The organism is Actinoplanes sp. URMC 104 (assembly GCF_051386375.1).
Classification (GTDB): domain Bacteria; phylum Actinomycetota; class Actinomycetes; order Mycobacteriales; family Micromonosporaceae; genus Actinoplanes.
In genome coordinates this window covers 543,363-564,911 of the sequence record NZ_JBPQTO010000012.1, presented here as the reverse complement: position 1 = coordinate 564,911, position 21,549 = coordinate 543,363, and the positions used below count along the sequence as shown (strand labels likewise).

The window sequence follows — 21,549 nt, the reverse complement described above, 5'->3', positions numbered from 1 at the left end:
TCACTGCTCCTTCGCCCTGGAGGTCGCCTCGTGCACGAGGCTCACGATGGTCGCGGGCGCGTCCGACTGCGGAGCGTGCCCGGCGCCGAACAGCGGCCGGAACACCGAGCCCGGGACGGCCGCGAGGAAGCGGGGCGTCTGCCCGCCGGAGATCCAGTCGGCCGTGCCCTGGGCCAGCACGACCGGGCAGTCGATGTCGCCGAGACCGGTCGGCACGTCGGCCAGCACGGCCCACCACAGCGTCGCCCAGAACCGGCGCGCCTCGGCGAACCCGGGCTGCACCGCGCGGGCCTCGGTCTCGGAGGCGTCCCACGGCCGGGCGCGCAGCGTCGCGAGCAGCGGCGTGCGGCCCCACGGCACCCCGGCCAGCGGGGTGATCCAGCGCCGGAAGACCCGCAGGTTCGCCCGGGTGGCCCCCATCACCAGGCCCTGATAGGCCCGCTCGAGCGGGAACTGCATCCCGGACGGGGCGATCGCCACCACCGACCGGGCCCGCCCGCGCCACGCCAGCTCCAGCGCGATCCGCGCGCCCAGCGAGTTGCCCAGCAGGTGCACCCGCTCGAGGCCGAGCGCGTCGAGGTCGGCCGCGACCACGTCGGTGAGCGCGGCCACGGTCGGCCGCGTCCGCAGCGGCGGCGACTGGCCGTGCCCGGGCAGGTCGGGGGCGAGGACCTCGTAGTCCGCCGCGAGCTGCGCGCGCACCGCGGCGAAGTCGTCGTGCGTGGTGCCGATGCCGTGCAGCAGCACCAGTGGGTCGCCCAGACCGGCGCGCTCCCAGGCCATCGTCGTCGCCGTCACCGGGGCCGCCTACCCCCTGCGCCGCGGGGTACACGTGCCGTCCGGCGCTCAGCCGAGCAGGCGGCGCTCCCAGGCCCAGGCGGCGATCTCGACGCGGTTGCGGGCGCCGAGCTTGGTCATGACGCTGCCGACGTGGGTCTTGACCGTGCCGATCGAGATGAACAGCTGGGCGGCGATCTCGGCGTTGGTCAGGCCCTTGGCGGCCAGCCGCACGACGTCGAGCTCGCGCGGGGACAGCCCGCCGTCGTCGCCGGCGGGCGCCGGGGGAGAGAGGTGCTCGAGCAGCCGTACGGTGATGGAGGGGCTGATCAGCGCGTCGCCGGAGACCGCGGCGCGGACCGCCTCGACCAGCAGGGCCGGGCCGGAGTCCTTGAGCAGGAAGCCGGCGGCGCCGTTGCGCAGCGCCTGGTGCACGTACTCGTCGAGGTCGAAGGTGGTGACCACGACGACCTTGACGGGGTCGCTCACGCCGGGGCCGGACAGCAGCCGCAGCGCCTCCAGACCGTCCATCTTGGGCATGCGGATGTCGAGCAGGGCCACGTCGGGCCGCAGCTTGCGGGCCAGGGCCACGGCCTCGACGCCGTCGCTGGCCTCCCCGACGACCTCCATGTCGGGCTGCGCACCGATGATCATGCCGAAGCCGGTGCGGACCATGGCCTGGTCGTCGGCGATCAGTACGCGGATCATTCGCTCGTCCTCGGATCGATCGGGAACGCGGCGTCGACCACCCAGCCGCCCTCGATGCCCGGCATGGCGGTGATGCGGCCGCCGACCGCGCGGACCCGCTCGGTCAGGCCCACGAGACCGTACCCCGGGCGGTCGCGCGGCGTGGTCGGAACCTCGCCGTCGTTGGCCACCCGCACCAGCAGCCACTCGGGCGTGCGCCGGATCCACACGTCGGCGGCGGTGGCCGCGGGCGCGTGCTGGCGCACGTTGGTCAGCGCCTCCATCACCACCCGGTAGGCCGAGGTCGACACCTCCACCGGCAGCCCGTCGAGCTCGCCGTCGAGGTGCATCCGGGCCTTGGCGCCGCCGGCGGAGTTGAACTGGTCGAGCAGCGCGGCGAGGTCGTGCACGCCGGCGACCGGGGCCAGCGGCGCGTCCGGCTTCGAGTCGGGGTCGCGCAGCACGCCGACCATGCGGCGCATCGAGGCCATGGTCTCGGCGCCGGCCCGCTCGATCTGGTCGAGCGCGTGCAGCACCCGCTGCGGGTCCTGCTCGGCGATGAACTTGGCGCCCTGCGCCTGCACGACGATGCCGGTGACGTGGTGGGCGATGAAGTCGTGCAGGTCCCGCGCGAACTCGGCGCGCTGTTCCGCGCGGACGGCGTCGACCGCCCGCTGCCGCGAGCCCTCCACGATGCGCAGGTAGATGCCGAGCCCGATGGCCGCGGCCGCCGCGAGGGCCTGGATCAGCCCGAAGATCACGTAGACGTACGTCTGCCCGGCGCGCAGCGGCATGAACGACACCGCCGCGCCGACCACCAGCAGCGCGGTGGCGGCCCGCCCGGCCGGGGCGTGCCGGGCCAGCACGTAGCAGACGCCCAGCAGCGCGGCCGACTCGGCGAGACCCCAGCTCGTGCCGCCGGCGAAGCCGTTCGTCGGGGAGGCCGCGATCACGAAGGTGGCCAGCAGCGAGAAGCCGCCCAGCACCAGCGCGGCGTTGGGCAGCCGGGTCGACCCGGAGCGGTGCGCGGGCAGCCAGACGGCGGCCGCGGCCATCGCCAGCGCGATCTGCGCCAGGCCCAGCGGCTCGGAGCGCGACAGCAGCCCCTGGGCGACGTCGAACAGGCCGAGCACCGCCATCGCGAACAGCGCGAGCAGTTGGGCCGCACGGCGAAGAATCGTGTTCTGCATCGTGACCCCAGCGTATGCGCTGGTACCGGGCCCCTCATCGGCCGAAAGACAGATCCGCCGTGATCGGCCGCCCCGGCCCGCGGCCGATGTGCCGGTCGGCCGGCTCCGCCCAGAATCTGCGGCGACGAGATCGCCATCGAGTGGAGAAATCATGCAGACGCAGAGCGTGGACACGTTGGCCGCGGTCGCCGCCGTCGACCTGGTCAAGGTCTACGGCAGCGGGGACACCGCGGTGCGGGCGCTGGACGGCGTGACCGTCGGCTTCGCCCGCGCCCAGTTCACCGCCATCATGGGCCCGTCCGGCTCCGGCAAGTCGACCCTGATGCACTGCCTGGCCGGCCTGGACACGGCGACCTCGGGGCAGGCCCTGCTCGGCGGCACCGACCTGACCAGGCAGAGCGACAAGGTGCTCACCAAGGTGCGCCGCGAGCGGATCGGCTTCGTGTTCCAGGCGTTCAACCTGCTGCCGCAGCTGACCGCCGCGCAGAACATCGCGCTGCCGCTGGAGCTCGCCGGCCGGCGTCCCGACCCGCACCTGTACGCCCACCTGACCGAGACACTGGGCATCGTGGCGCGGCTCGACCACCGGCCGGGCGAGCTCTCCGGCGGCCAGCAGCAGCGGGTCGCGCTCGCCCGCGCGCTGGTGTCGCGGCCCGAGGTGGTGTTCGCCGACGAGCCCACCGGCAACCTGGACTCGCGCTCGGGCGCCGAGGTGCTGCTGTTCCTGCGCAACTCCGTGCGCGAGCTCGGCCAGACGATCGTCATGGTCACCCACGACCCCGGCGCCGCCGCGTACGCGGACCGGGTGGTGCTGCTCGCCGACGGCCGCGTCGCCGGCGAGCTCGAGCGCCCCGACATCGCGTCGGTCACCGACGCCCTGCAGAGCCTGGCGGTCGCCCGATGAGCGTGCTGCGCACCCAGCTGCGCGGCGTGGCCCGCCGCCCCGCGCGCCTGCTGCTGACCGGCCTGGCCGTGCTTGTCGTCTCGTTCGTCGTGTACGCCACCGTGCTCGCCCAGCAGATCACCGAGCGTAGCCTCCTCGACGGGCTGAGCGGCACCCCGGAGAGCGTCGACGTGGTGGTGCGCGACGGCGCCATGACCTCGGCCGAGCTCGCCGCGGTGCGCCGGGTGCCGGGCGTCGCCGAGGCGGCCGGCCGCATGGAGTACGGCGGGCAGGTCGGCGGCGAGTACCTGCAGCTGCTCGCCGACCCGGGTTCCGGCCCGCTCGCCCTCGCCTCGGTGACCCAGGGCCGCTACCCGTCGAAGCCGGGCGAGGTCGCGGTCACCCCGCGCACGGTCGAGCGGATGGGCCTGAAGCTCGGCGCCCAGGTCAAGGCGCAGCTCAACTACGCCGACGACGGCAAGCCGCTGGCGCCGTCGCCGCTCACCGTGGTCGGCATCGTCTCGGCCCGCGACGACTACGGTTTCCAGGCGTACGCCCCGGCGGGCGCGCTGGCGCAGCTGACCCGCGCCGATTTCCTCAACCGGATCGACGTACGGCTCGCGCCCGGCGCCGACCCCGCCGCGGTGCAGCAGCGGATCACCGCCGTGGTGGCAGCGCCGAAGGTCCCCGCCGACCAGCGTCCCGAGGTGCTCGACGGCGCGACCGTGCGGCACGACGAGGCCGAGGAGAAGGTGTCCGACGTCAACGCGGTCTTCGCGGTGATCGCCATGTTCGTCGCGATCGCCGTGGTCGCCGCCGGCCTGGTCGCCACCTCCACCTTCCGCATCGTCTTCGCCCAGCGGATGCGCCAGCTCGCGCTGCTGCGCGCGGTCGGCGCCGGCCGCCGCTCGATCACCGGCGCGCTGGCCGCCGAGGGCGCGCTGACCGGGCTGGCCACCGGCACAGCGGGCGTGCTGCTCGCGCTGGGCGCCGGCCACCTGGTCCCGCTGGTGGCCGGCTGGTCCGGCGCGCACATCGCGTCGCCCGGCCTGCCGGTGCCCGCCGCGCTCGGCACGATCCTGCTCGCCGTCGTCCTGACCGTGCTCGCGGTCCTCGCCCCGGCGGCGTCGGCCGCGCGGGTGTCGCCGCTGGAGGCGCTGCGCGGGGCGGGCACCACCGGCGCGCGCCGCGACATCGGCCGGCTGCGCTGGGCCACCGGCATCCTGCTCACGGCCGGCGCGGTGCTGCTCGCCGCGTACGTCGTCGCCAACTTCCCCGGCCGCGACCCGGAGAACTACGACCCGCAGCCGATGCTGTTCGCCACCGTCGCGTCCGGCGCGTTCGCGTTCTTCGCGCTGGTGGCGCTCGGCCCGGTGCTGGTGCGCCCGGTGCTGGCGCTGCTGGGCTGGCCGATCCGCCGCTCCGGGCCGGTGGGCCGGCTGGCCGCCGGGGGAGTGGGCGCCGCCCCGCGCCGCGCCGCCGCGGTCTCGGTCGTGGTCGCGCTGGGCGTCACGCTCATCGCCGGGGCCCTGGTCGGCGGCGCGTCGTTCCGGGTCCTCGCCGACCGGGAGATGGCCGCGTCGTCGCCCGCCGACTACGAGCTGACCGGCGTCGACCTCGACCCGGTGCCGGTCGCGCTGGCCGAGCAGCTGCGGGCGCGCGACGAGCTGACTCACGTCACCCCGTACCGGCGGATGGAGATCACGATCGGCGGCACCGAGGGGCTGGCCGCCACCGACCTGGCGGCGCGGGCGCTGCCCCAGCTGGCGAAGCTGGACCTGAGCGCCGGCTCGCTGGGGGACGTCGGGCCGGGCAAGGTGGCGATCTCGGGCTTCGCGTCGGACCTCACGGGCAAGCACGTCGGTGATCAGCTCGAGCTGACCGCGGGCAAGCGGACCGTACGGCTGACCGTCGTCGCGCAGCTCAACGGCGACGCTCCGCTGCACGCCGCCGCGATGCTCGACCCGGCCGACCTGACCCGGCTGGGCGCCCCGGCGACGTACTCCGGGGTGCTGGCCGACGCCGCCGCGAGCGGGGAACAGGCGCGCACCGCCGGCAACCGGGCGATCAACGAGACGCAGGCCGCCGCCGGTGGCAGGTGGAAGGTCGACGTGCTCGCCGACCAGCGCGACCAGATCAACGACAACGTGACGCTGCTGCTGGTCATCGCGGTGGGCCTGGTCGGGCTCACGGTCGTGATCGCCGTGGTCGGCGTGGGCACCACGACCGCGCTGTCGGTGGTGGAGCGGGTCCGCGAGTCCGGCGTGCTGCGCGCGGTCGGCCTCTCGCGGCGCGGCCTGCGGACGATGCTGACGACCGAGTCCGCGCTGTACGGGGTGATCGGCGCCGCGCTCGGGCTGGTGCTCGGGGTGCCGTACGCGTGGATGGCGGTCAAGGCGCTGGGCGTCAACGCCCCGCTGGCCGTGCCCGTGGGCCAGCTCGCGGCGGTGTTCGCGATCCTCGTCGCGCTGACCGCGCTGGCCGGCGTGCTGCCCGCCCGCCGCGCCGCCAAGGTCAGCCCGGTGGCGGCCCTGGGCGCCGAGTAGGCGGCTCCCGGCCACCCTCGCCGATCACGGGGTGGCCGGGCGACCGTCCATCCGCTACCCTCACGCGCGGCTCGCAAGAAGATCAACGGGGGGATCACGTGGGACGTCGTGCGGTCGTAGGAGCGGGCGCCGCTGTCGCGGTGCTCGCGGCGGCGGGCGGCATCGCCGTGCTGAGCTGGCCCGACGACCCGGTTCCCGTGTCGCTGCCGGCCACCGTCCCGTCCGCGCCGCCGGCCTCGGCCTCGGCCGGCGCCCCGGGCACGGGCACGGGCACGAGCCCGGTCAAGGCGCCGGCCGTCAGCACCGCCGTCAACCGGATCGCCCTCGCGTCGGCCTCGCTGCCGCAGCGCGCCACCAAGCGGTTCAGCATGGTGAGCGTCAGCTGGCAGAACCCCGCGGACGAGCCCGCCGGCACCGTGCAGGTGCGCACCCGCAGCGCGCGGACCGGCGCCTGGAGCGGGTGGAAGTCGCTTGCCGTCGCCGAGGACGCGGCCGACAAGGGCGAGCAGGCGGGCGTCCGCGGCCGGACCGAGCCGCTCTGGGCGGGACCGTCGAACGGCGTGGCCGCCCGCCTCGCCGGGGCCGGCGCCGGCGCGAAGGCCCTGCCTGCGGGGCTGCGGCTGACGCTCATCGACCCGGACGCGCCGGTGACGACCGGCGGCGCGGGCGGCGGCATGCTGGCCGAGCCGACCACGCCCGCTCCCGAGGGCCCGGCCGGGGCGCCGCCCGCCCTGTCCCCGGGCGCCACCGCGCCCGCGCAGCTCACGCCCTCGTCCGCGACGCGCAGCCCGGCGCCCTCGGCCACCCCGAGGCCCATCGAGAAGCCGATGGAGAGCGGCAAGCTCGCGGTCCTGCCCAAGATGGTCACCCGGGCCCAGTGGGGCGCCGACGAGAAGCTGGTCAAGGCGCCGGCGACCGTTGCCGCCGAGGGCGTCAAGATGATCTGGGTGCACCACGGCGGGTTCGCCAACCCCGAGCCCTGCTCGGCGACCCCGTCGATCCTGCGCGCGATCATGACCCAGGACCTCGAGGACGGCTTCGACGACATCGGCTACAACTTCGTCGTCGACAAGTGCGGCACGCTCTACGAGGGCCGCAAGGGCAGCGCCACCGCCGCCGTGGTGGGCGCGCACGTCGCGGGCTTCAACACCGGCTCGGCCGGCATCGCGCTGCTCGGCGACTTCACCACCGTACGGCCCACCCAGGCGGCGCTGACCACGGTCGCCCAGGTCGCGGCCGCGCGGCTGGGGGCGTACGGCTTCGACCCGGTCTCGACGGCCGAGATGACCGCCGGCGTCACGGGTCTCAAGTGGCCGCTCGGCACGAAGGTCACCTTCCCGCGCATCGCCGGGCACCGCGACGGCGCCGAGACCGAGTGCCCGGGCGACCTGCTCTATCCGCTGCTGGGCGTGGTGCGGGCCCGCGCGGTGCTGCCCGGCCTCAAGATCACGAAGCTGACCGGCGGGCCGCTGGTCGGCGCCACCGGCACCTACTACGTGCGCAGGACCGCGCGGCTGTTCTGGGACGTCACCGGCGACCTCGCCCGCGTCGCCCGCTACGACGTCCTGCTGGACGGCAAGGTGAGCCGGACGGTCGACGGCAACGCCGAGCGCGCCGCGACCGTCGACGTCCCCGCCGGGGCGCACACCCTCGCGGTGCGGGTCGTGCACGCCTCGGGCGTCGCCGACGTCACCCCGTCGATCAAGGTGTACGGCGACGTGACCGCGCCGGTGTTCCCCGCCGCCCCGGCCGTGACGCTGCGCACCGGCACGTCCTCGGCGACCGCGGTGCCCGTCACCGTGACGTTCCGCTCCACCGACAACGTCAAGGTGTTCAGCCAGCGGGCGACCTCGCCGGCCGCGGTGGCGCTCGGCGCGGCCTCGACGGTCTGGTACCCCACGGCCAAGCCGAACACAGCCGTGAAGTACGCGGTCGAGGCGCGCGACTGGGCGGGCAACGTCGGCACCGGCGCGGTGACCCGCACGGTCACGCAGCTGCCCGAGACCTCCGCCAAGCGCACCGGCGCCTGGTCGGCCCGGGCCGCGTCGACCTACCTGGGTGGCAGGGCGCTCGCCGCGTCGGCGAAGAACGCCAAGCTGGCCTACACCTTCACCGGCCGCTCGGCGGCGCTGACCTTCACCCGGGCGGCGTCGACCGGCGTCGCGTACGTCTACGTGGACGGCGTCAAGGTGGCCACCGTCGACACGAAGGCCGCCAGGACCACCCACCGCCAGACGCTGTGGGTGCGGGCCCTGACCGCCAAGGCCCACACCGTCTCGGTCGTGGTGGCCGGCACCGCGGGCCGCCCGACGGTCATCTCGGACGGCCTCGCCTACGTCGGTTAGCCGTTGCGCCGGGCCTGCGTGCGCCGGTCCGGGCCCGCGCCCGGGCCGGGCGCGGGCGGCAGCGTGAACCAGAAGGTCGCGCCGCGGCCGTCCTCGCCCTCGGCCCAGATCTCGCCGCCGTGGCGCTCGACGGCCCGGTGCACGGTGGTCAGGCCGATGCCGGTGCCGGGGAAGTCCGCGGCGCTGTGCAGGCGGGCGAACGGCCGGAACAGCTCGCCCGCCTTGCCGGCCGGGAAGCCGGCGCCGTTGTCGCGCACGTAGAACCCCCGCGGCGTACGGCCGATCTCCACCGCCGGATGCTCGATCTTGCGGGTGAACTTGACCGCGTTGTTGATCAGGTTCTCGAGGATCACCCGGACCAGGCCCTCGTCGGCGTCGGCGCGCATGCCCTCGTGCACGGTGAACGCCACCTTGTGCTCGGGGTCGCGGGCCTCCACCTCGCCGATCACCTGCCACGTCGTGGTGGTCAGGTCGAACTCGGTGCGGCGCAGGTCGCCCCGGCTCGCCTGGGCCAGGATCAGCAGCGACTCGACCAGGTCGGCCATCCGGTGCGCGGCCGCCTGGATGCGGCTGAGCCGCCGCCGCGCCTCCGGGCTCAGCGGGTCGTCCTCGTCGTCGAGCATGTGCTCGGCGAAGCTGCTGATGACCTGCAGCGGCCCGCGCAGGTCGTGCGACACCGAGCCGGAGAACGCCTCCAGCTCGCGGTTGCGCCACTCCAGCTCCTCGACCAGCGCCGCGCGGGTCTCGGCGAGCTGGCGCGCCGAGCGCTCCTCGGCCGCGTCCAGCTCACGGCGCATCAGCTCCTCGCGGATGCGGCGGCTCTCGTCGTGCGACTGCTTGCGGCGGATCTGGGTGCGCACGTGGGCCCGCAGCGCCTCCGCCCCCGAGTCGGCCCGCACGTAGTCGTCCGCGCCCGAGGCCAGGCACTCCAGCATGTCGTCGTCGCCGGCGCCGGTCATCACGATCGGCGTCTCCCCGATCCGCGGCACCTCCTTGATCCGGCGGCACGCGTCGCGGCCCAGCCGGCCGTCCGGCCCCAGGCCCAGCACGATGCAGTCGACCGGCTGCTCGGCGAGCAGGTCCAGCGCGTCCGCGGTCTCGGCGGCCTGGATCACGTCGTACCCCTCGTCGCGCAGCGCCTCGGCCAGAGCGGCCAGCCGCTGCCGGTCGGGGGTCAGCGCCAGCACCTTGCTGGGCCCGTGCAGGCTGCCGGTGACCTCGATCGGCAGCTGCTCGGTGCCCTGGCGCAGCACCGCGTTGAGCTTCGCCGGCACGATCGCCAGGTTCTGCTGCTTGCGCACGAACGCGTCGGCGCCCGCGTCGAGCATCTGCAGCTCGGTGGCGTAGTCGTCGGCCGCGGTCATCAGGATGCACGGGGTGTCGCGCAGCGCCGGGTCCAGCCGGATCCGGCGGATCACGGTGGCGCCGTCGATGCCGGGCATCACGCCGTCGACGATGACCGCCTGCGGGCGGCGGTCGGCGGCCGTACGCAGACCCTCCTCGCCGCTCGGGGCGGTCAGCACCGCGTAGCCCTCGCCCTCGAGCAGCTCGCGCAGCTGCTCGCGGAAGGTCATGCTGTCGTCGACGATCAGGACCGTGGTGCGGTCGTCGGAGCGGCGCGGGTCGTCGCCGAGCAGCTGCCGCGCGCGGGCGACGACGTAGCCCGCGTCGTACGGCTTGCCGACGTACTCGTCCGCCCCGATGCGCAGCCCCGCGAGCCGGTCGGCGACCTCGTCCTCGGTGCTCAGCAGCACGGTCACCACGCGGGCCCGGCTCGGCATGCCGCGCAGCTCGGTGAGCAGCTCCAGGCCGTCGGCGTCGGGCAGCAGCACGTCGAGCACGGCCACGTCGAAGTCCTCGCCGACGAAGGCGGTGCGGGCCTCGGCGCCGGTCGCGCAGAGCACGGTGCCGAAGCCGTCCGCCTCGAACGCCTCGTGCAGGTCCATGCGCACGGTCAGGCTGTCGTCCACGATCAGCACGCGGTGGGTCATCGCCGGCTCCCCGCGGGCTGCAGCTCGGCGAGCCGGGCGGCGATGCGGGCCGGGGGCAGCACGTACGCGGCGGCGCCCAGCAGCGCGGCCTCGCGCGGCATCCCGTAGACGACGCAGCTCGCCTCGTCCTGCGCGAACGTGACCGCGCCCCGGGCACGCATCTGCAGCAGCCCGTCGGCGCCGTCGCGGCCCATGCCGGTGAGCAGGCAGCCGGCCGCGGCCGCGCCGAACTCGGCGGCCACCGACTCGAACAGCACGTCCACCGACGGGCGGCAGGAGTGCCGCGGCGGCGCGTCGCTGAGCCGCAGCAGGCCCTCGCGCACCAGCAGGTGCCGGTCCGGCGGGGCGAGCACGACCCGCCCGGCGAGCGAGGTCACCGGCGTACGGTCCCTGGCGTAGCTGACGTCGCGGCCGGTCTGCCCGGCCAGCCAGTCGGAGAACGCGACCGCGAACGGCTCGCTCGCGGCGATGTGCTGCACGCACAGGACCGGCGGGCGGAACCCGGACGGCAGCGCCCGCAGCAGCTCGGTGAGCGCGCCCGGGCCACCGGTCGAGGAGCCCAGCGCCACGGCCTGCAGCGAGTCCTGCGGCAGCGCGGCCGGGACGAGCGGCGGCGGCGCGGCGAGGGCGCCCGGCCGGCCGCGGCCGTCGAGGCGGGCCCGCGGATGCGTGATCACCCGGATGCGCGAGACCAGGCGGACGGCCGCGCACAGCCGCCGTCCCCAGTCGGCGTCGCTGTCGTCGCCGCGCGGCTTCTCCAGCACGTCGACCGCGCCCGCGGCCAGCGCGTTGTACGTGCTGAACAGCTCGCGCCGGTCGGCGGAGGACACCACGAGGATGGGCGTCGGGTGCTCGGCCATGATGTGCTCGGTGGCGACCAGACCGGTCATCGTGGGCAGCATCATGTCCATGGTCACCACGTCGGGCCGCAGCCGCGCGACCATGTCGACCGCCTCGCCGCCGTCGGTCGCCTCGCCGACGACCTGCAGCTCCGGGTCGGCGGCCAGCGACTCGCGCAGGTGGTGGCGCATGGTCGCGGAATCCTCCACGAGCAGGACACGGATCATCAGAGGATCAGCCTCCGGATGTGGGCGAGCAGCTCCTCCTGGTTGAACTCGCCCTTGACCACGTAGGCCGAGGCGCCCGCCTCGGCGCCGCGGCGGCGGTCCTCGGCGCTGGCCCGCGAGCTCACCAGGATCGCCGGCACGTGCGCCAGCTGAGGGTCCGCGCGGGTCTGCGCGACGAAGGTGAAGCCGTCGATGCCGGGCATGTCGATGTCGGTCAGGTAGAGCCCGTACTCGCGTTTGCGGGCCTTCTCGAGGCCCTCCTCGCCCGAGGCGGCCAGGTCGACCTCGTAGCCGGCCGACTCGAGGATGCTGCGCTCGAGCATCCGGGTGGTCAGCGAGTCGTCGACGACCAGGATCGGCATGCGGGGCCGGACGGTCGGCGAGGTGTCGCCGCGGGTCGCCGCGCTCTCCTGCCGCGCCTCGGCGACCAGCCCGTGCGCGTCCAGCACCAGCCGGGGGTTGCCGTCCAGGTCGATCGAGACGCTGCCGATGACCGGGGCGGCCGGGGCCAGGTCGGGCAGCGGGCGGGCGACCAGCGTGGTGATGCCCGCCAGCCGGTCCACGCCGACGGCCACCGTGTCGCGGTCGGCGGCCAGCACCACGGCCACCCCCGAGCCGCACTCCTCGTCGGCAGGCGGCACGTGCAGGGCGCCGGCCAGCGGGAGGAACGGCAGCACCTCGCCCTCGTGCGCGAACCGCCCCGAGGCGGTCGCGGCGGCCACCTCCGCGGGGGACAGCCGCACGCAGCGGCGCACGGCGTCCAGCGGCATCGTGGCGGTGGTCCCGCCGGCCTCCACGATCAATCCGTTCATGCTGAGCAGGGTCAACGGCACGACCAGGCGTACGGTCGCCCCGGCGCCCGGCCGGTTGTCGATCGACACCTCGCCGCCCAGCTGCAGGGCCACGTCGCGGGCCACGTCCATGCCGATGCCGCGCCCGGCCACCTCGGTGACCCCGGGCGCGGTGCTGATGCCGCCGTGCAGCACCAGGTCGACCAGCGCCTGCGGGCTCGCCTCGGCGCCCGGCGTCAGCAGCCCGCGCTGCTCGGCGGTGCGGCGCAGCGCGGCCAGGTCGAAGCCGCGGCCGTCGTCGGTGCAGCGGAACTCGGCGTACCGGCCGCGGCGCTCCACGTCGACCCGGACCGTGCCCTCGGCGGGCTTGCCGGCGGCGAGGCGCTGGTTTTCGGGCTCGATGCCGTGCACGACCGCGTTCCGTACGACGTGCAGGAACGCGCCGTTGATGAGGTTGAGCAGGTGCGGACCCATCCGCACGTCGGCGCCGGTGGCCTGGAAGCGGACCTGCTTGCCCTCGGCGTCGGCGGCGTCGCGCACGGCCCGGCGCAGCGCCGTGAAGATCGAGCCGGCGGGCACCAGGCGCAGCCCCTCGGCCCGGCCGCGCACCTCGTCGAGCTCGCGTTCCACCTGGTCGACGGCGTCGGTGAGCCGGCGGCCCAGCGCGCCGAGCTCGCCCGCGAGGCGGCGCACGGCGGTGCGGGCGGCGGCGTCGGTGACCGTGGTGCGCCCGACGCGCATCCGGTCGCCCAGCGTCTCGACGTTGCGGTGCAGACGGGCCAGGGTGCGGCTGCCCTCGCGCAGCGGGGCGATGCGCGCGCTGGCCTCGCCGATCGCGTCGAGCAGCTCGTCGAGGTCGGCGGTGGCGGCCCGCTCGGGTTGCCGGTCGGCCGCGGCCTCGGCCCCGCGCACGAGCTCGGCGGCGGCGTTCGACTGATCGATCTCGGCCTGCGTGTCGGGCGCCCCGAGCGGGACGGTGCGGATGGGCTCCGGCTCGGCCGGCGCGGGCGCGGCGACCGGCGCCGCCGGCGCCGACAGCGCGTCCACGTACCCGGAGATCTCGTCGTTGAGGCGCAGCAGTTCGCGCATCTGGTCGGCGGCGAGCGCCGGCGGGGCCTCGTCGCGGTGCGGGACCAGCACCTCCTCGAACTCGTGCGCCCGGTCGGCGATCTCCTGCTGCCGGACCACCCGGGCCGCGCCCTTGAGGGTGTGCGCGAACCGCAGCAGCCGCGCCACCACGTCGGGCTCGGGCTGCTGATCCAGGTCGAGGACGCCGGCGCTGATCTGGTCGACCAGCTCGCGGGCCTCGATCCGGAAGTAGCGCAGCGGATCGCGGTCGGCCATCAGTGGCGTCCGGTGCCGACCAGGTCCAGCAGCTCGCCGGAGAGCGTGGTGAGGTGCGCCGCGGTCTGCTTGGTCTGCACGGCGCTGGCCTCGGTCTCGCGGGTGACCCGGGCGGTGTCCGAGGCGGCGACGTTGACCTGCTCGACCGCGGTGGTCTGCTGCTTGGTGGACAGCTCGATCTCGCGGGTGGCGTCGCTGGTCGTGGCCACCAGCCCGGCGATGCGGCGGAACGAGCTGGTGGCGTCGTCGAACTGCCGCGAGCCTGCGTCCACCGCCTTGGCGCCGATCTCGGTCGCCATGACGGTCGTGTTCACCGCGCCGCGGACGTCCTCGATCAGGGCCCGGATCTCCTTGGCCGACCCGGCCGTGCGGTCGGCGAGCTTGCGGATCTCCTCGGCCACCACCGCGAACCGGCGGCCCCACTCGCCGGCGCCGCTGGCCTCGATGGTCGCGTTGATGGCCAGGATGTTGGTCTGCTCGGCCAGTTCGGAGACGAGGTCGACCACGCCCCCGATCTGCTGCGACTTCTCGCCCAGCGCCAGCATGTGCTGCACGATCTGGTCGACCTGGGTGCGGATGGCGGTGATCGAGGCGCGCGTCTGGTCGATGGTGGCGTCGCCGGTGCGGGCGGCCTCCGCGGTCTCCTCGGCGATCTTGGACACCCGCTGGGCGCTGTCCGCGATCTGCCGCGAGGTGATCAGCAGCTCGCTGATCGTCGTGGTGATCTCGTTCATCGCGCTGGCCTGGTCGCGCCCGCCCGAGGCCTGCTGCGCCGCGGCGGCCTCCAGCTGGGCCGATGAGCTCTGGATGTGCCCGACCGCGGCGCCCACCTCGCGGCGCAGGTCGCGGCCGAGTTTCCAGGCCACCAGCGCCGAGGCCACGATCAGCAGCGCGCCCAGCACGACGATGAAGATGATCGCCTGGGTGGCGCGGGCCGACGACTCGTTGCTGCGCGCGCTCACGACGACGTTCTGCCGGGCGATCAGGTCCGCGATCGCCTGCCGCACCGCGATCCGGGCCGCCTTCACCTGCTCGTTGCCCGTCAGCTGGTCGATGCTGGACAGGTTCGCGATCTTGGCGCGCTGCGCCATGACCGGCGCCAGCACCGACGCGTGCTTCTCCTCGGCCGTGGAGACGGTTTCGAGGAGGCTGCGCGAGGTCGGGTCGACGAGCGTGCCGCGCAGCTTGGCGACCTCGCGCAGGAAGTTGGTGCGGTCCTCGCCGGCCGCGGTGAGGTACTCGTCGGTGCCGGCCAGCAGGTAGCCGCGGTAGTCGGCGATCCGCGCCTCCATGAACGCGCTGAGCGCCTGCGTGCCGGTGAGGTTCTCGCGCGCCGAGGTGATCACGGCGTCCTTGGTGGTGAGCACGTAGCGCAGCGCCAGCACCGAGGTGGTCGCCAGCAGCAGCGTCAGCGCCAAAGTCAGGCCGAAGCCGGCCGCCAGCTTGGTGCCGAAGGTCTTCCCGGACATCATCGAGGCTCCTCGTCGCGTGCTTGGGTGTGACCGGCCAGGGCGTGCACCATCGCCCGGGTGGCCGGGATGTCGACGATCGGGCGGCTGCCGCCGGGCAGCTCCACCAGCCCGCGCAGGCTGCCGCTGGGCGGGGTGCCGGACTGCTCGCCCGCCTCGCGGACGATGTCGGAAACGGCGGCGCGCACGTGCCCGTCCAGCTCGTGGAAGGCCAGGCCCAGCGGCGGCGTCCCGGCGGCCAGCACCAGCCAGCGGGGCACCTCGCCGACCGGGTGGCCGAGCAGCGCCGCCAGGTCGTAGACGGGCACCACGGCCCCGGCGAACCCGGCCAGGCCGAGCAGGGCGGGCTGCGGTCCGGGCAGGGCGGTCACCGGCCGGTCCGGGTGCACCCCCGAGGTCTGGGAGAGCCTGATCGCGTACGGGCGTCCGCCCGCCCGGATCGTGAGCAGCTCCAGGTGCTCCTCGTCGTGGCCGCGGGCCGGCTCGGCGAAGGACCGGTCGAAGTCCTCGCGCAGCTCGAGCAGGCGCCGGCCGACCTTGGTGGGGGCGGTCACGGGCGCACCCCGCAGGCGTCGAGCTCGGAGCGGCAGACCACGGTGAGCGCGAGGCGGCCGAACCCGCCGCCGAACAGCGTGATCCGCTCCTCGTCCTCGTGCGCGAGCAGGTCGAGCGCGCGCTCCAGTTCGCCGGCCGCGGTGCGCTCGTCGCCCTGCCGCCGGGCGAGCTGGCCCAGCCGCATCCGGGGCAGCGCGAAGCCCGGATCCAGATACGCCGCCAGGCGGTACTGCCCGATCGCCTCGGCCACCGCCGAGCCGTCCTCCAGGCACAGCCCGAGCAGCTGGTGCGCGTCCGGGAACAGCCCGTTCTCGTCGCTGAGCCGGCGGGCCAGCGCGATCGCCTCGTCGAGCCGCCCGGTCTGCGCCAGCAGCACCCCGTGCAGCAGCCGGTCGCGGGGCGGCAGCGCGCCCGGGCGGGCCGCGGTGATCAGCTCCAGCGCGGCGGTGAACCGCTCCTGGCGCAGCAGCTCGAGCGCGCGGTTGCAGGTGTCGGTGTCGCCGGGGGAGGGCAGAGCCGGCGGCTCCCGGACGACCGGCACGACCACCTCGGCCGGGGCGGCGGCCCGGACCGCGCCGGGCGCGCCGGCGCGGCGGTAGTAGAACGTCTGGTGGCTGTGCCGCAGCTCCAGCCCGGCCGGGTCGCTGCCGAGCGAGTCGGTGTGCCCGAGGAACAGGAAGCCGCCCGGCGCCAGCGCCTCGGTCATCCGCCCGACCAGGGCCGAGGCGACGTCCGGGGTCAGGTACATCAGCAGGTTGCGGCAGAAGACGACGTCGTACTGGCTAGGGCGCCACACGTCGCCGCCGGGGTCGGCCACGTTGCCGCGCTCGAAGCGCGCCATCCGCCGGATCTCGTCGACCACCCGGTAGCCGCCGTCGTCGGGCCGGAACCAGCGCCGCCGTACCGGCTCCGGGGTCTCGCGCAGCGACCACGCCGAGTACCACGCCCGCTCGGCCCGGCCGAGCACCGCCGGGTTGGCGTCGATCCCGGTCACCCGCACGATCCAGTCCGGGTCGGGCCGCACCTGCCGCCCGGTGATCGCCAGCGAGTACGCCTCCTCGCCCGACGAGCACGCCACCGACAGCATCCGCAGCGTCCGCTGGGCCGCCCGGGCCGCGGCGCGCTCGGGCAGCGCGTCCTCGCGCAGCGCCGCGAACTGCTCGCCGTGCCGGAAGAAGTACGTCTCGGTGATGCTGAGCCGCTCGACCAGCTCGGTCAGCTCGTCGTCCCACGGCCGCGCGCCCAGCCGGGCCAGGTAGTCGTCCGGGCCCAGCCGGTGCTCGGCCGCCCGGTCGCGCAGCAGGTCGGCGAGCCGGCCGCCGTCGCTGTCCGCGAACGTCCAGCCCAGCCGGCGGGCCAGCACCTCCCGGAAGCGGGTGGTCCGCGCGGTCGTGCTCACGACGGCACGCCCGACGCGGCGGCGGCGGCCTCCCACACCTCGTCGGGCACGGCCCGCATGCTCTGCAGGAGCAGCAGCGGCTCGGTGCCGAGCGTGCCCACCCCCGCCACCAGCCGCGTGTTGCCGCCGCCGAGCAGGGCCGGATGCCCGCCCGTGGGCTCGGCCTCGACGCCGCGGATCCCCAGGATCTCCCCGGTGACCAGCGCGATCGCGCCGCGCTCGGTGCGCACGGCGACGTACCGCTCGGCCTGCGCGGTCGCGCCGCCGAGCAGCCGCGACACGTCGATCACGGGGGTCGGCACGCCGCGCAGCACCGTGATGCCCCGGACGAAGGCGGGCGTGCCCGCCAGCGCCCGCGTCTCGAGCGGCCGCATGGTCTCGATGACCTCGTCGAGCGGCAGCGCGCAGAGCAGCGGACCGGCCCGGAAGACGAGCGAGATCACCCCGGCGCCCTCGTCGGAGAGCGCCGACGCCTGTCCGTACTGCCGCATTCGCTCAGGTTAGCGAGACTTCATCCCGGATAGCCGAGATTCCTTCACACTCGTCAGTCCCGGAGGTCGTCCCGGTGCCACGGCTCGGCCCGCCGCCCGGCCACCGGCAACCCCGGATCCGCCCGGGTGGGCTCCTCCGCCGGGTGCCGAGCCTCCTCCGGATGCCGCGCCTGATCCCCGGGATGCCCAGCTTCCGCTGGATGCCAAGCCTCCGCCGCCGGGTGGCCGGCCTCCGCGGGGTGCCGAGCCCCCTCCGAGTGCCAGGCCTCCTCGGGACGCCAGGCCTCCTCGGGACGCCGGGGCGCGACCGGGTGCCGGGCCTCTTCCGCTGCCGGGTGCCGGGCCCCTTCTGCTGCCGGGTGCCGGGCCTCGGCGGCGGGGGTCGGCGGCCAGTTGGCGGGCGTCCTCGTCATCGCGGCCGCGGCGCTCGACCGGCCGTGCGGGGCGGTCGCCGGCAGCTCGGCCGCCCGCTCGGCGCCCTGCGTGCCGGCCGTCTGCGGGTCACCCTGCTCGGCCCGCTGCGGCGTCGTGGCCGGCCACAGCCGCGGCCGCCGCTTGGCGCTGAGATCCTCGGCCCAGCCGAACGCCAGCACCGCGACCAGCGTCAGCACGAACGCCGCCACCAGATCGGTGACCGCGCCGAGCTGGTCGCCCAGGTCGTCGAGCGCCAGCACGGTCAGCACCGGCCACACCGCCGCGATCGCGATGTTGTGCCACAGATAGACCGTCACCGCCCGGGCGTTGAGCAGCGTCACCGTCGCGTCGAGCGGGCGCACCCGGGCCAGCCAGCCCATCGGCGGCTCCCAGCGCAGCACGACCAGCACGAAGGCCAGCGACCACAGCGCCTGCGACTCCGAGATGTCGTTGAGGTCCCAGCTGCCCTCGTTGTGCGCCCACCACAGCGCGGCGGCGCCCATCGCGAGCGTGACCGGATAGGCGATGTACGGCTTGAGCCGCGCGAGGCGGCCGTCGTGGTGCGCGAAACCGGCGATCCAGCAGGCCCCGTACGTCACGAAGTCCCACAGCGCCGCGTCCGCCGTGTCCGGCAGCGACAGCCCGGTGACGTCCAGCGCCACCATGATCAGCAACGGGAGCGCGACGGCGGCCCAGCCGACCCGGCGCCACAGCGCGAACAGCACGGGGGAGAGCAGGACGAACCAGACGTACGCGCGGAGGTACCAGAGCGGCTCCCACACGTCGACGGCCTGGTCGCTGCCGGGTGGGTCGCCCAGCGGCAGGACCCAGAACGCGAGCTTCGCCCAGCTGAACGGGTGCTCGCCGTCGCTCTCCTGCAGCCAGCCGGTGACCAGCATGACGGGCACGGCGATCACGCCGAGCAGCCACAGGGGCGGGAGCAGGCGCCGCAGCCGGGAGGCGACCACCTGCCCCGCGTCACGCCGCGACAGCGACGCGGCGGTCAGCGAGCCGGCCAGCGCGAACATGACGCCCATCGCCGGGAGCAGGATGGACAGCCAGGGCCAGCCGAACAGGTGGTAGACGATCACCCGGACGATCGCCGCGGCACGGAGGAGATCCAGGTAGCGGTTGCGCACCGCGACGACGGTGCCACGACCGCACCGGGGCTGACGACCTCCGGGCGGACGGGGAAGACGGACCCGGGGGCTTACCCCGTACGAATGAACTGTCCGGTTTGTCTGTGCGAATGTGCGACTTCCGTGCCGCCCCCTCCGGCCGTGAAGTGCCTGCTGAGAGCGCATATTGCAGTGACCGTCGCCGGTGTGCCGCGGCGCCGCCCGCGTGTCGGCGAAGTGACCTCTGCAGGGCTGTGACGTTGACCTCGCCGAGTGCCGCCCGGAACGGCTGGGCGGCGGTGGATCGATGGGGATTACGGGGTATGCGGAAACCACTCGTTGTGGTCTGTGCGGCGGCTTCGGCGTTGTTGCTCGCGGGCGGCGTCGTGGCGACGTCGGCCGACGCCGACGAGCGGCCGGACATGGCAGGCTTCGGCGCCTTCTGGTGGCCGGACCTGTTCGGCGACGACGCGCCGGGCGACGAGGCGGACGACTTCGCCGACGAGGAGCCCTTCTCCGATCGCGGCCCGGCGGAGCGGCCCACCCTGGAGGACCCCGCCGGCTCCGACGACGTCGACGCCGACGACCCCGATGCGGATGCCGACGACGCCGACGACCCGGATACGTCCGATCCCGGCACCGACGGCTCCGACGACCCGGGCGCGTCCGACGACTCCGCCGACGCCGACGACCCCGGCGCGTCCGACGGCGACGCTGACACCGCCGACGCCGACGACGACGACCGCGGCACCCCGCGCGCCGCCACCGCGTCCGGGCAGCAGCGGCGCCCCGACGCCGCCCAGCGCCCCCGCATCGTGGAGCGCCCCGCGCAGCAGCCCGGCTTCTCGGCGCAGCAGCGCCCCGCCTTCACCGCGCAGCGACCCGCCCAGCGCAACGCGCAGCGCTCCGGCGCCGCCGTGCTGGCCGGCGCCCGCCGGGCGGTGACCCTGCGGGACGTCTCCGTGAGCCCCTCCGCGCCCGTGCAGCAGCGCGTCCTCGTGCTCATCAACCAGAACCGCCGCCGCCACGGCTGCCGGCCGTTCTCGCTCGACCGCCGGCTGATCCTGGCCGCCAACCGGCACGCCGCCGACATGGCCCGCCGCCGCTACTTCGCCCACCGGTCGCCTGGCGGCGAGAGCGCCGGCGAGCGCGTGAGCGAGGCCGGTTACCGCTGGAAGCGGTACGGCGAGAACATCGCCCGCGGCGCCGACAGCCCGTACGAGGTGGTGCACGGCTGGATGAACAGCCCCTCGCACCGCGAGAACATCCTCGACTGCCGGCTGCGCCAGATGGGCATCGGCCTGGCCATCTCGCGCGACCGCACCCCGTACTGGGTCCAGGACTTCGCCACCCCCGACGCCTGACCCACCAGCCCTCCCCGCCCACCCAGGGGGCCGGCCAGAAGTTACCCCGGCCGGCTGCGCGAAACGGCGTTGTCCACAGGCGACGACGCGTGAGCCTGCTGACAATTCGAGAGCATTGGTGATCAATAAGTCTTGACTCGACGGGGCGCGGGCCGATGGCTCTACCGGTTTCGCGCCACGCTTTCCTCCGGGAAGCCGTGCGCCGCTTCGACGTGGTTGTATGTGCGCACGAGTTTCCTGGGGAGGAAAAGTGAGAGTGAGACGGGTAGCGACCCGCCTCACCGGGGTCGTCCTGGCGACCCTGGTCGGCGGCGGTCTGGGCGCCGCGGCGCTGTCACCGGCGACGGCCGGTGCCGCAGCGCGAAAGCCCGCGACGGCCAGTGCCGCAGTGGGAAAGCCCGCGACGGCCGGTGCCGCAGTGGGAAAGCCCGCGACGGCCGGTGCCGCACTGACAAAGCCGGCGGTGGCCGGTGCCGCGATGACGCAGCCTGCCACGGTCGTCAAGGCCGCGGCGGCCGGCTGTGCGACCGGCAAGTACCAGAAGCAGGTCGAGTGGTGGCTGCACAAGCTCGGCGGCTTCGGCAAGACGACCGTCGACGGCAAGCAGTCCGCCGCCGACTGCGCGGCGATCAAGAAGTTCCAGAAGCGGTACGGCATCCAGCCCGCCCAGGGCCTGGCCGGACCCACCACCTACGACGTGGCCGGCCGGCTGGGCCGCAGCAACGTGGCGGCCTGCAAGGCCAAGAAATCGGGCATCACGTTCTGCGTCAACCTGACCGAGCAGACCGCCTGGATCATGAAGAACGGCAAGCGGTACACCAACCCGACCGTGGTCCGCACGGGCATGAAGAACTACCGCACGCCCGCCGGCACCTACAAGATCAACAAGCGGGCGATCAAGGAGTGGTCCGACCCGTACGAGGTGTGGCTGCCCTACTGGCAGCGCTTCAAGGGCGGCATGGGCTTCCACCAGACCACCACCTACATCCACGACAAGTGGCGGGGCTCGCACGGGTGCGTCAACCTGCTCCCGCAGGACGCCAAGACGTACTGGAGCACCGGCAAGATCGGCATGACCGTCAAGACCTTCGGCCGGCGGCCGGGGACGTGACCGGGGG

General features: G+C 74.8%; 16 protein-coding genes. 5 read left to right on the top strand and 11 right to left on the bottom strand.

Annotated features, from left to right (window positions below; all coding sequences use genetic code 11):
- From ACSNN8_RS41510 to ACSNN8_RS41500, 3 genes are read right to left on the bottom strand one after another with little or no spacing between them, the layout of a single operon-like run.
- Nucleotides 1–798 (bottom strand): alpha/beta fold hydrolase, encoded by a 798-nt coding sequence (locus tag ACSNN8_RS41510; RefSeq protein WP_436656629.1) that lies wholly within the window; start codon nt 796–798, stop codon nt 1–3.
- Nucleotides 799–846: 48 nt separating this feature from the next.
- Nucleotides 847–1,485, bottom strand: coding sequence for a response regulator (locus ACSNN8_RS41505; RefSeq protein WP_436656627.1), 639 nt, complete (start codon nt 1,483–1,485; stop codon nt 847–849).
- Complete coding sequence (locus tag ACSNN8_RS41500) at nt 1,482–2,654, bottom strand: sensor histidine kinase (RefSeq protein ID WP_436656625.1); 1,173 nt, start codon at nt 2,652–2,654, stop codon at nt 1,482–1,484. Before ACSNN8_RS41500 ends, ACSNN8_RS41505 begins: the two co-directional genes overlap by 4 nt.
- 148 nt (nt 2,655–2,802) lie before the next feature.
- On the opposite strand from ACSNN8_RS41500, the gene ACSNN8_RS41495 reads away from it, so the two are divergent.
- From ACSNN8_RS41495 to ACSNN8_RS41485, 3 genes are all read left to right on the top strand, one after another.
- Nucleotides 2,803–3,558: an ABC transporter ATP-binding protein gene (locus ACSNN8_RS41495; protein WP_436656755.1), complete on the top strand. Its 756-nt coding sequence runs from the start codon at nt 2,803–2,805 to the stop codon at nt 3,556–3,558.
- Nucleotides 3,555–6,083: an FtsX-like permease family protein gene (locus ACSNN8_RS41490; RefSeq protein ID WP_436656623.1), complete on the top strand. Its 2,529-nt coding sequence runs from the start codon at nt 3,555–3,557 to the stop codon at nt 6,081–6,083. The genes ACSNN8_RS41495 and ACSNN8_RS41490 overlap by 4 nt, the downstream gene beginning before the upstream one ends.
- A gap of 98 nt (nt 6,084–6,181) precedes the next feature.
- Complete coding sequence (locus ACSNN8_RS41485) at nt 6,182–8,428, top strand: N-acetylmuramoyl-L-alanine amidase (protein WP_436656621.1); 2,247 nt, start codon at nt 6,182–6,184, stop codon at nt 8,426–8,428.
- On the opposite strand, the gene ACSNN8_RS41480 is transcribed toward ACSNN8_RS41485, so the two are convergent.
- From ACSNN8_RS41480 to ACSNN8_RS41445, 8 genes are read right to left on the bottom strand one after another with little or no spacing between them, the layout of a single operon-like run.
- The gene (locus ACSNN8_RS41480; RefSeq protein WP_436656619.1) at nt 8,425–10,419 is read right to left on the bottom strand and encodes a response regulator; all 1,995 of its coding nucleotides are present in this window, start codon (nt 10,417–10,419) and stop codon (nt 8,425–8,427) included. The genes ACSNN8_RS41485 and ACSNN8_RS41480 overlap by 4 nt on opposite strands.
- Nucleotides 10,416–11,486: a chemotaxis-specific protein-glutamate methyltransferase CheB gene (cheB, locus tag ACSNN8_RS41475; protein ID WP_436656617.1), complete on the bottom strand. Its 1,071-nt coding sequence runs from the start codon at nt 11,484–11,486 to the stop codon at nt 10,416–10,418. The genes ACSNN8_RS41480 and cheB overlap by 4 nt, the downstream gene beginning before the upstream one ends.
- Nucleotides 11,486–13,621 carry a hybrid sensor histidine kinase/response regulator gene (locus tag ACSNN8_RS41470; protein WP_436656615.1) on the bottom strand — a complete coding sequence of 712 codons (2,136 nt, stop codon included), beginning with the start codon at nt 13,619–13,621 and terminating at the stop codon, nt 11,486–11,488. The genes cheB and ACSNN8_RS41470 overlap by 1 nt, the downstream gene beginning before the upstream one ends.
- Nucleotides 13,621–15,093 carry a methyl-accepting chemotaxis protein gene (locus ACSNN8_RS41465; RefSeq protein WP_436656613.1) on the bottom strand — a complete coding sequence of 491 codons (1,473 nt, stop codon included), beginning with the start codon at nt 15,091–15,093 and terminating at the stop codon, nt 13,621–13,623. Before ACSNN8_RS41465 ends, ACSNN8_RS41470 begins: the two co-directional genes overlap by 1 nt.
- Entirely contained in the window at nt 15,090–15,644 is a 555-nt protein-coding gene (locus tag ACSNN8_RS41460; RefSeq protein ID WP_436656611.1) for a chemotaxis protein CheW, read from the bottom strand. The genes ACSNN8_RS41465 and ACSNN8_RS41460 overlap by 4 nt, the downstream gene beginning before the upstream one ends.
- The gene (locus ACSNN8_RS41455; protein ID WP_436656609.1) at nt 15,641–17,044 is read right to left on the bottom strand and encodes a CheR family methyltransferase; all 1,404 of its coding nucleotides are present in this window, start codon (nt 17,042–17,044) and stop codon (nt 15,641–15,643) included. The genes ACSNN8_RS41460 and ACSNN8_RS41455 overlap by 4 nt, the downstream gene beginning before the upstream one ends.
- Nucleotides 17,041–17,535, bottom strand: coding sequence for a chemotaxis protein CheW (locus ACSNN8_RS41450; RefSeq protein ID WP_436656607.1), 495 nt, complete (start codon nt 17,533–17,535; stop codon nt 17,041–17,043). The genes ACSNN8_RS41455 and ACSNN8_RS41450 overlap by 4 nt, the downstream gene beginning before the upstream one ends.
- A 53-nt stretch (nt 17,536–17,588) precedes the next feature.
- Nucleotides 17,589–19,088, bottom strand: coding sequence for an acyltransferase family protein (locus ACSNN8_RS41445; protein ID WP_436656605.1), 1,500 nt, complete (start codon nt 19,086–19,088; stop codon nt 17,589–17,591).
- Nucleotides 19,089–19,390: 302 nt separating this feature from the next.
- Here ACSNN8_RS41445 and ACSNN8_RS41440 point away from each other — a divergent pair, with 302 nt between their 5' ends.
- Both ACSNN8_RS41440 and ACSNN8_RS41435 read left to right on the top strand, forming a co-directional pair.
- Nucleotides 19,391–20,431, top strand: a complete 1,041-nt coding sequence (locus ACSNN8_RS41440; protein ID WP_436656603.1) for a CAP domain-containing protein — start codon at nt 19,391–19,393, stop codon at nt 20,429–20,431.
- Nucleotides 20,432–20,909: 478 nt separating this feature from the next.
- Nucleotides 20,910–21,542, top strand: coding sequence for a L,D-transpeptidase family protein (locus tag ACSNN8_RS41435; protein ID WP_436656601.1), 633 nt, complete (start codon nt 20,910–20,912; stop codon nt 21,540–21,542).
- Nucleotides 21,543–21,549 lie beyond the last annotated feature (7 nt).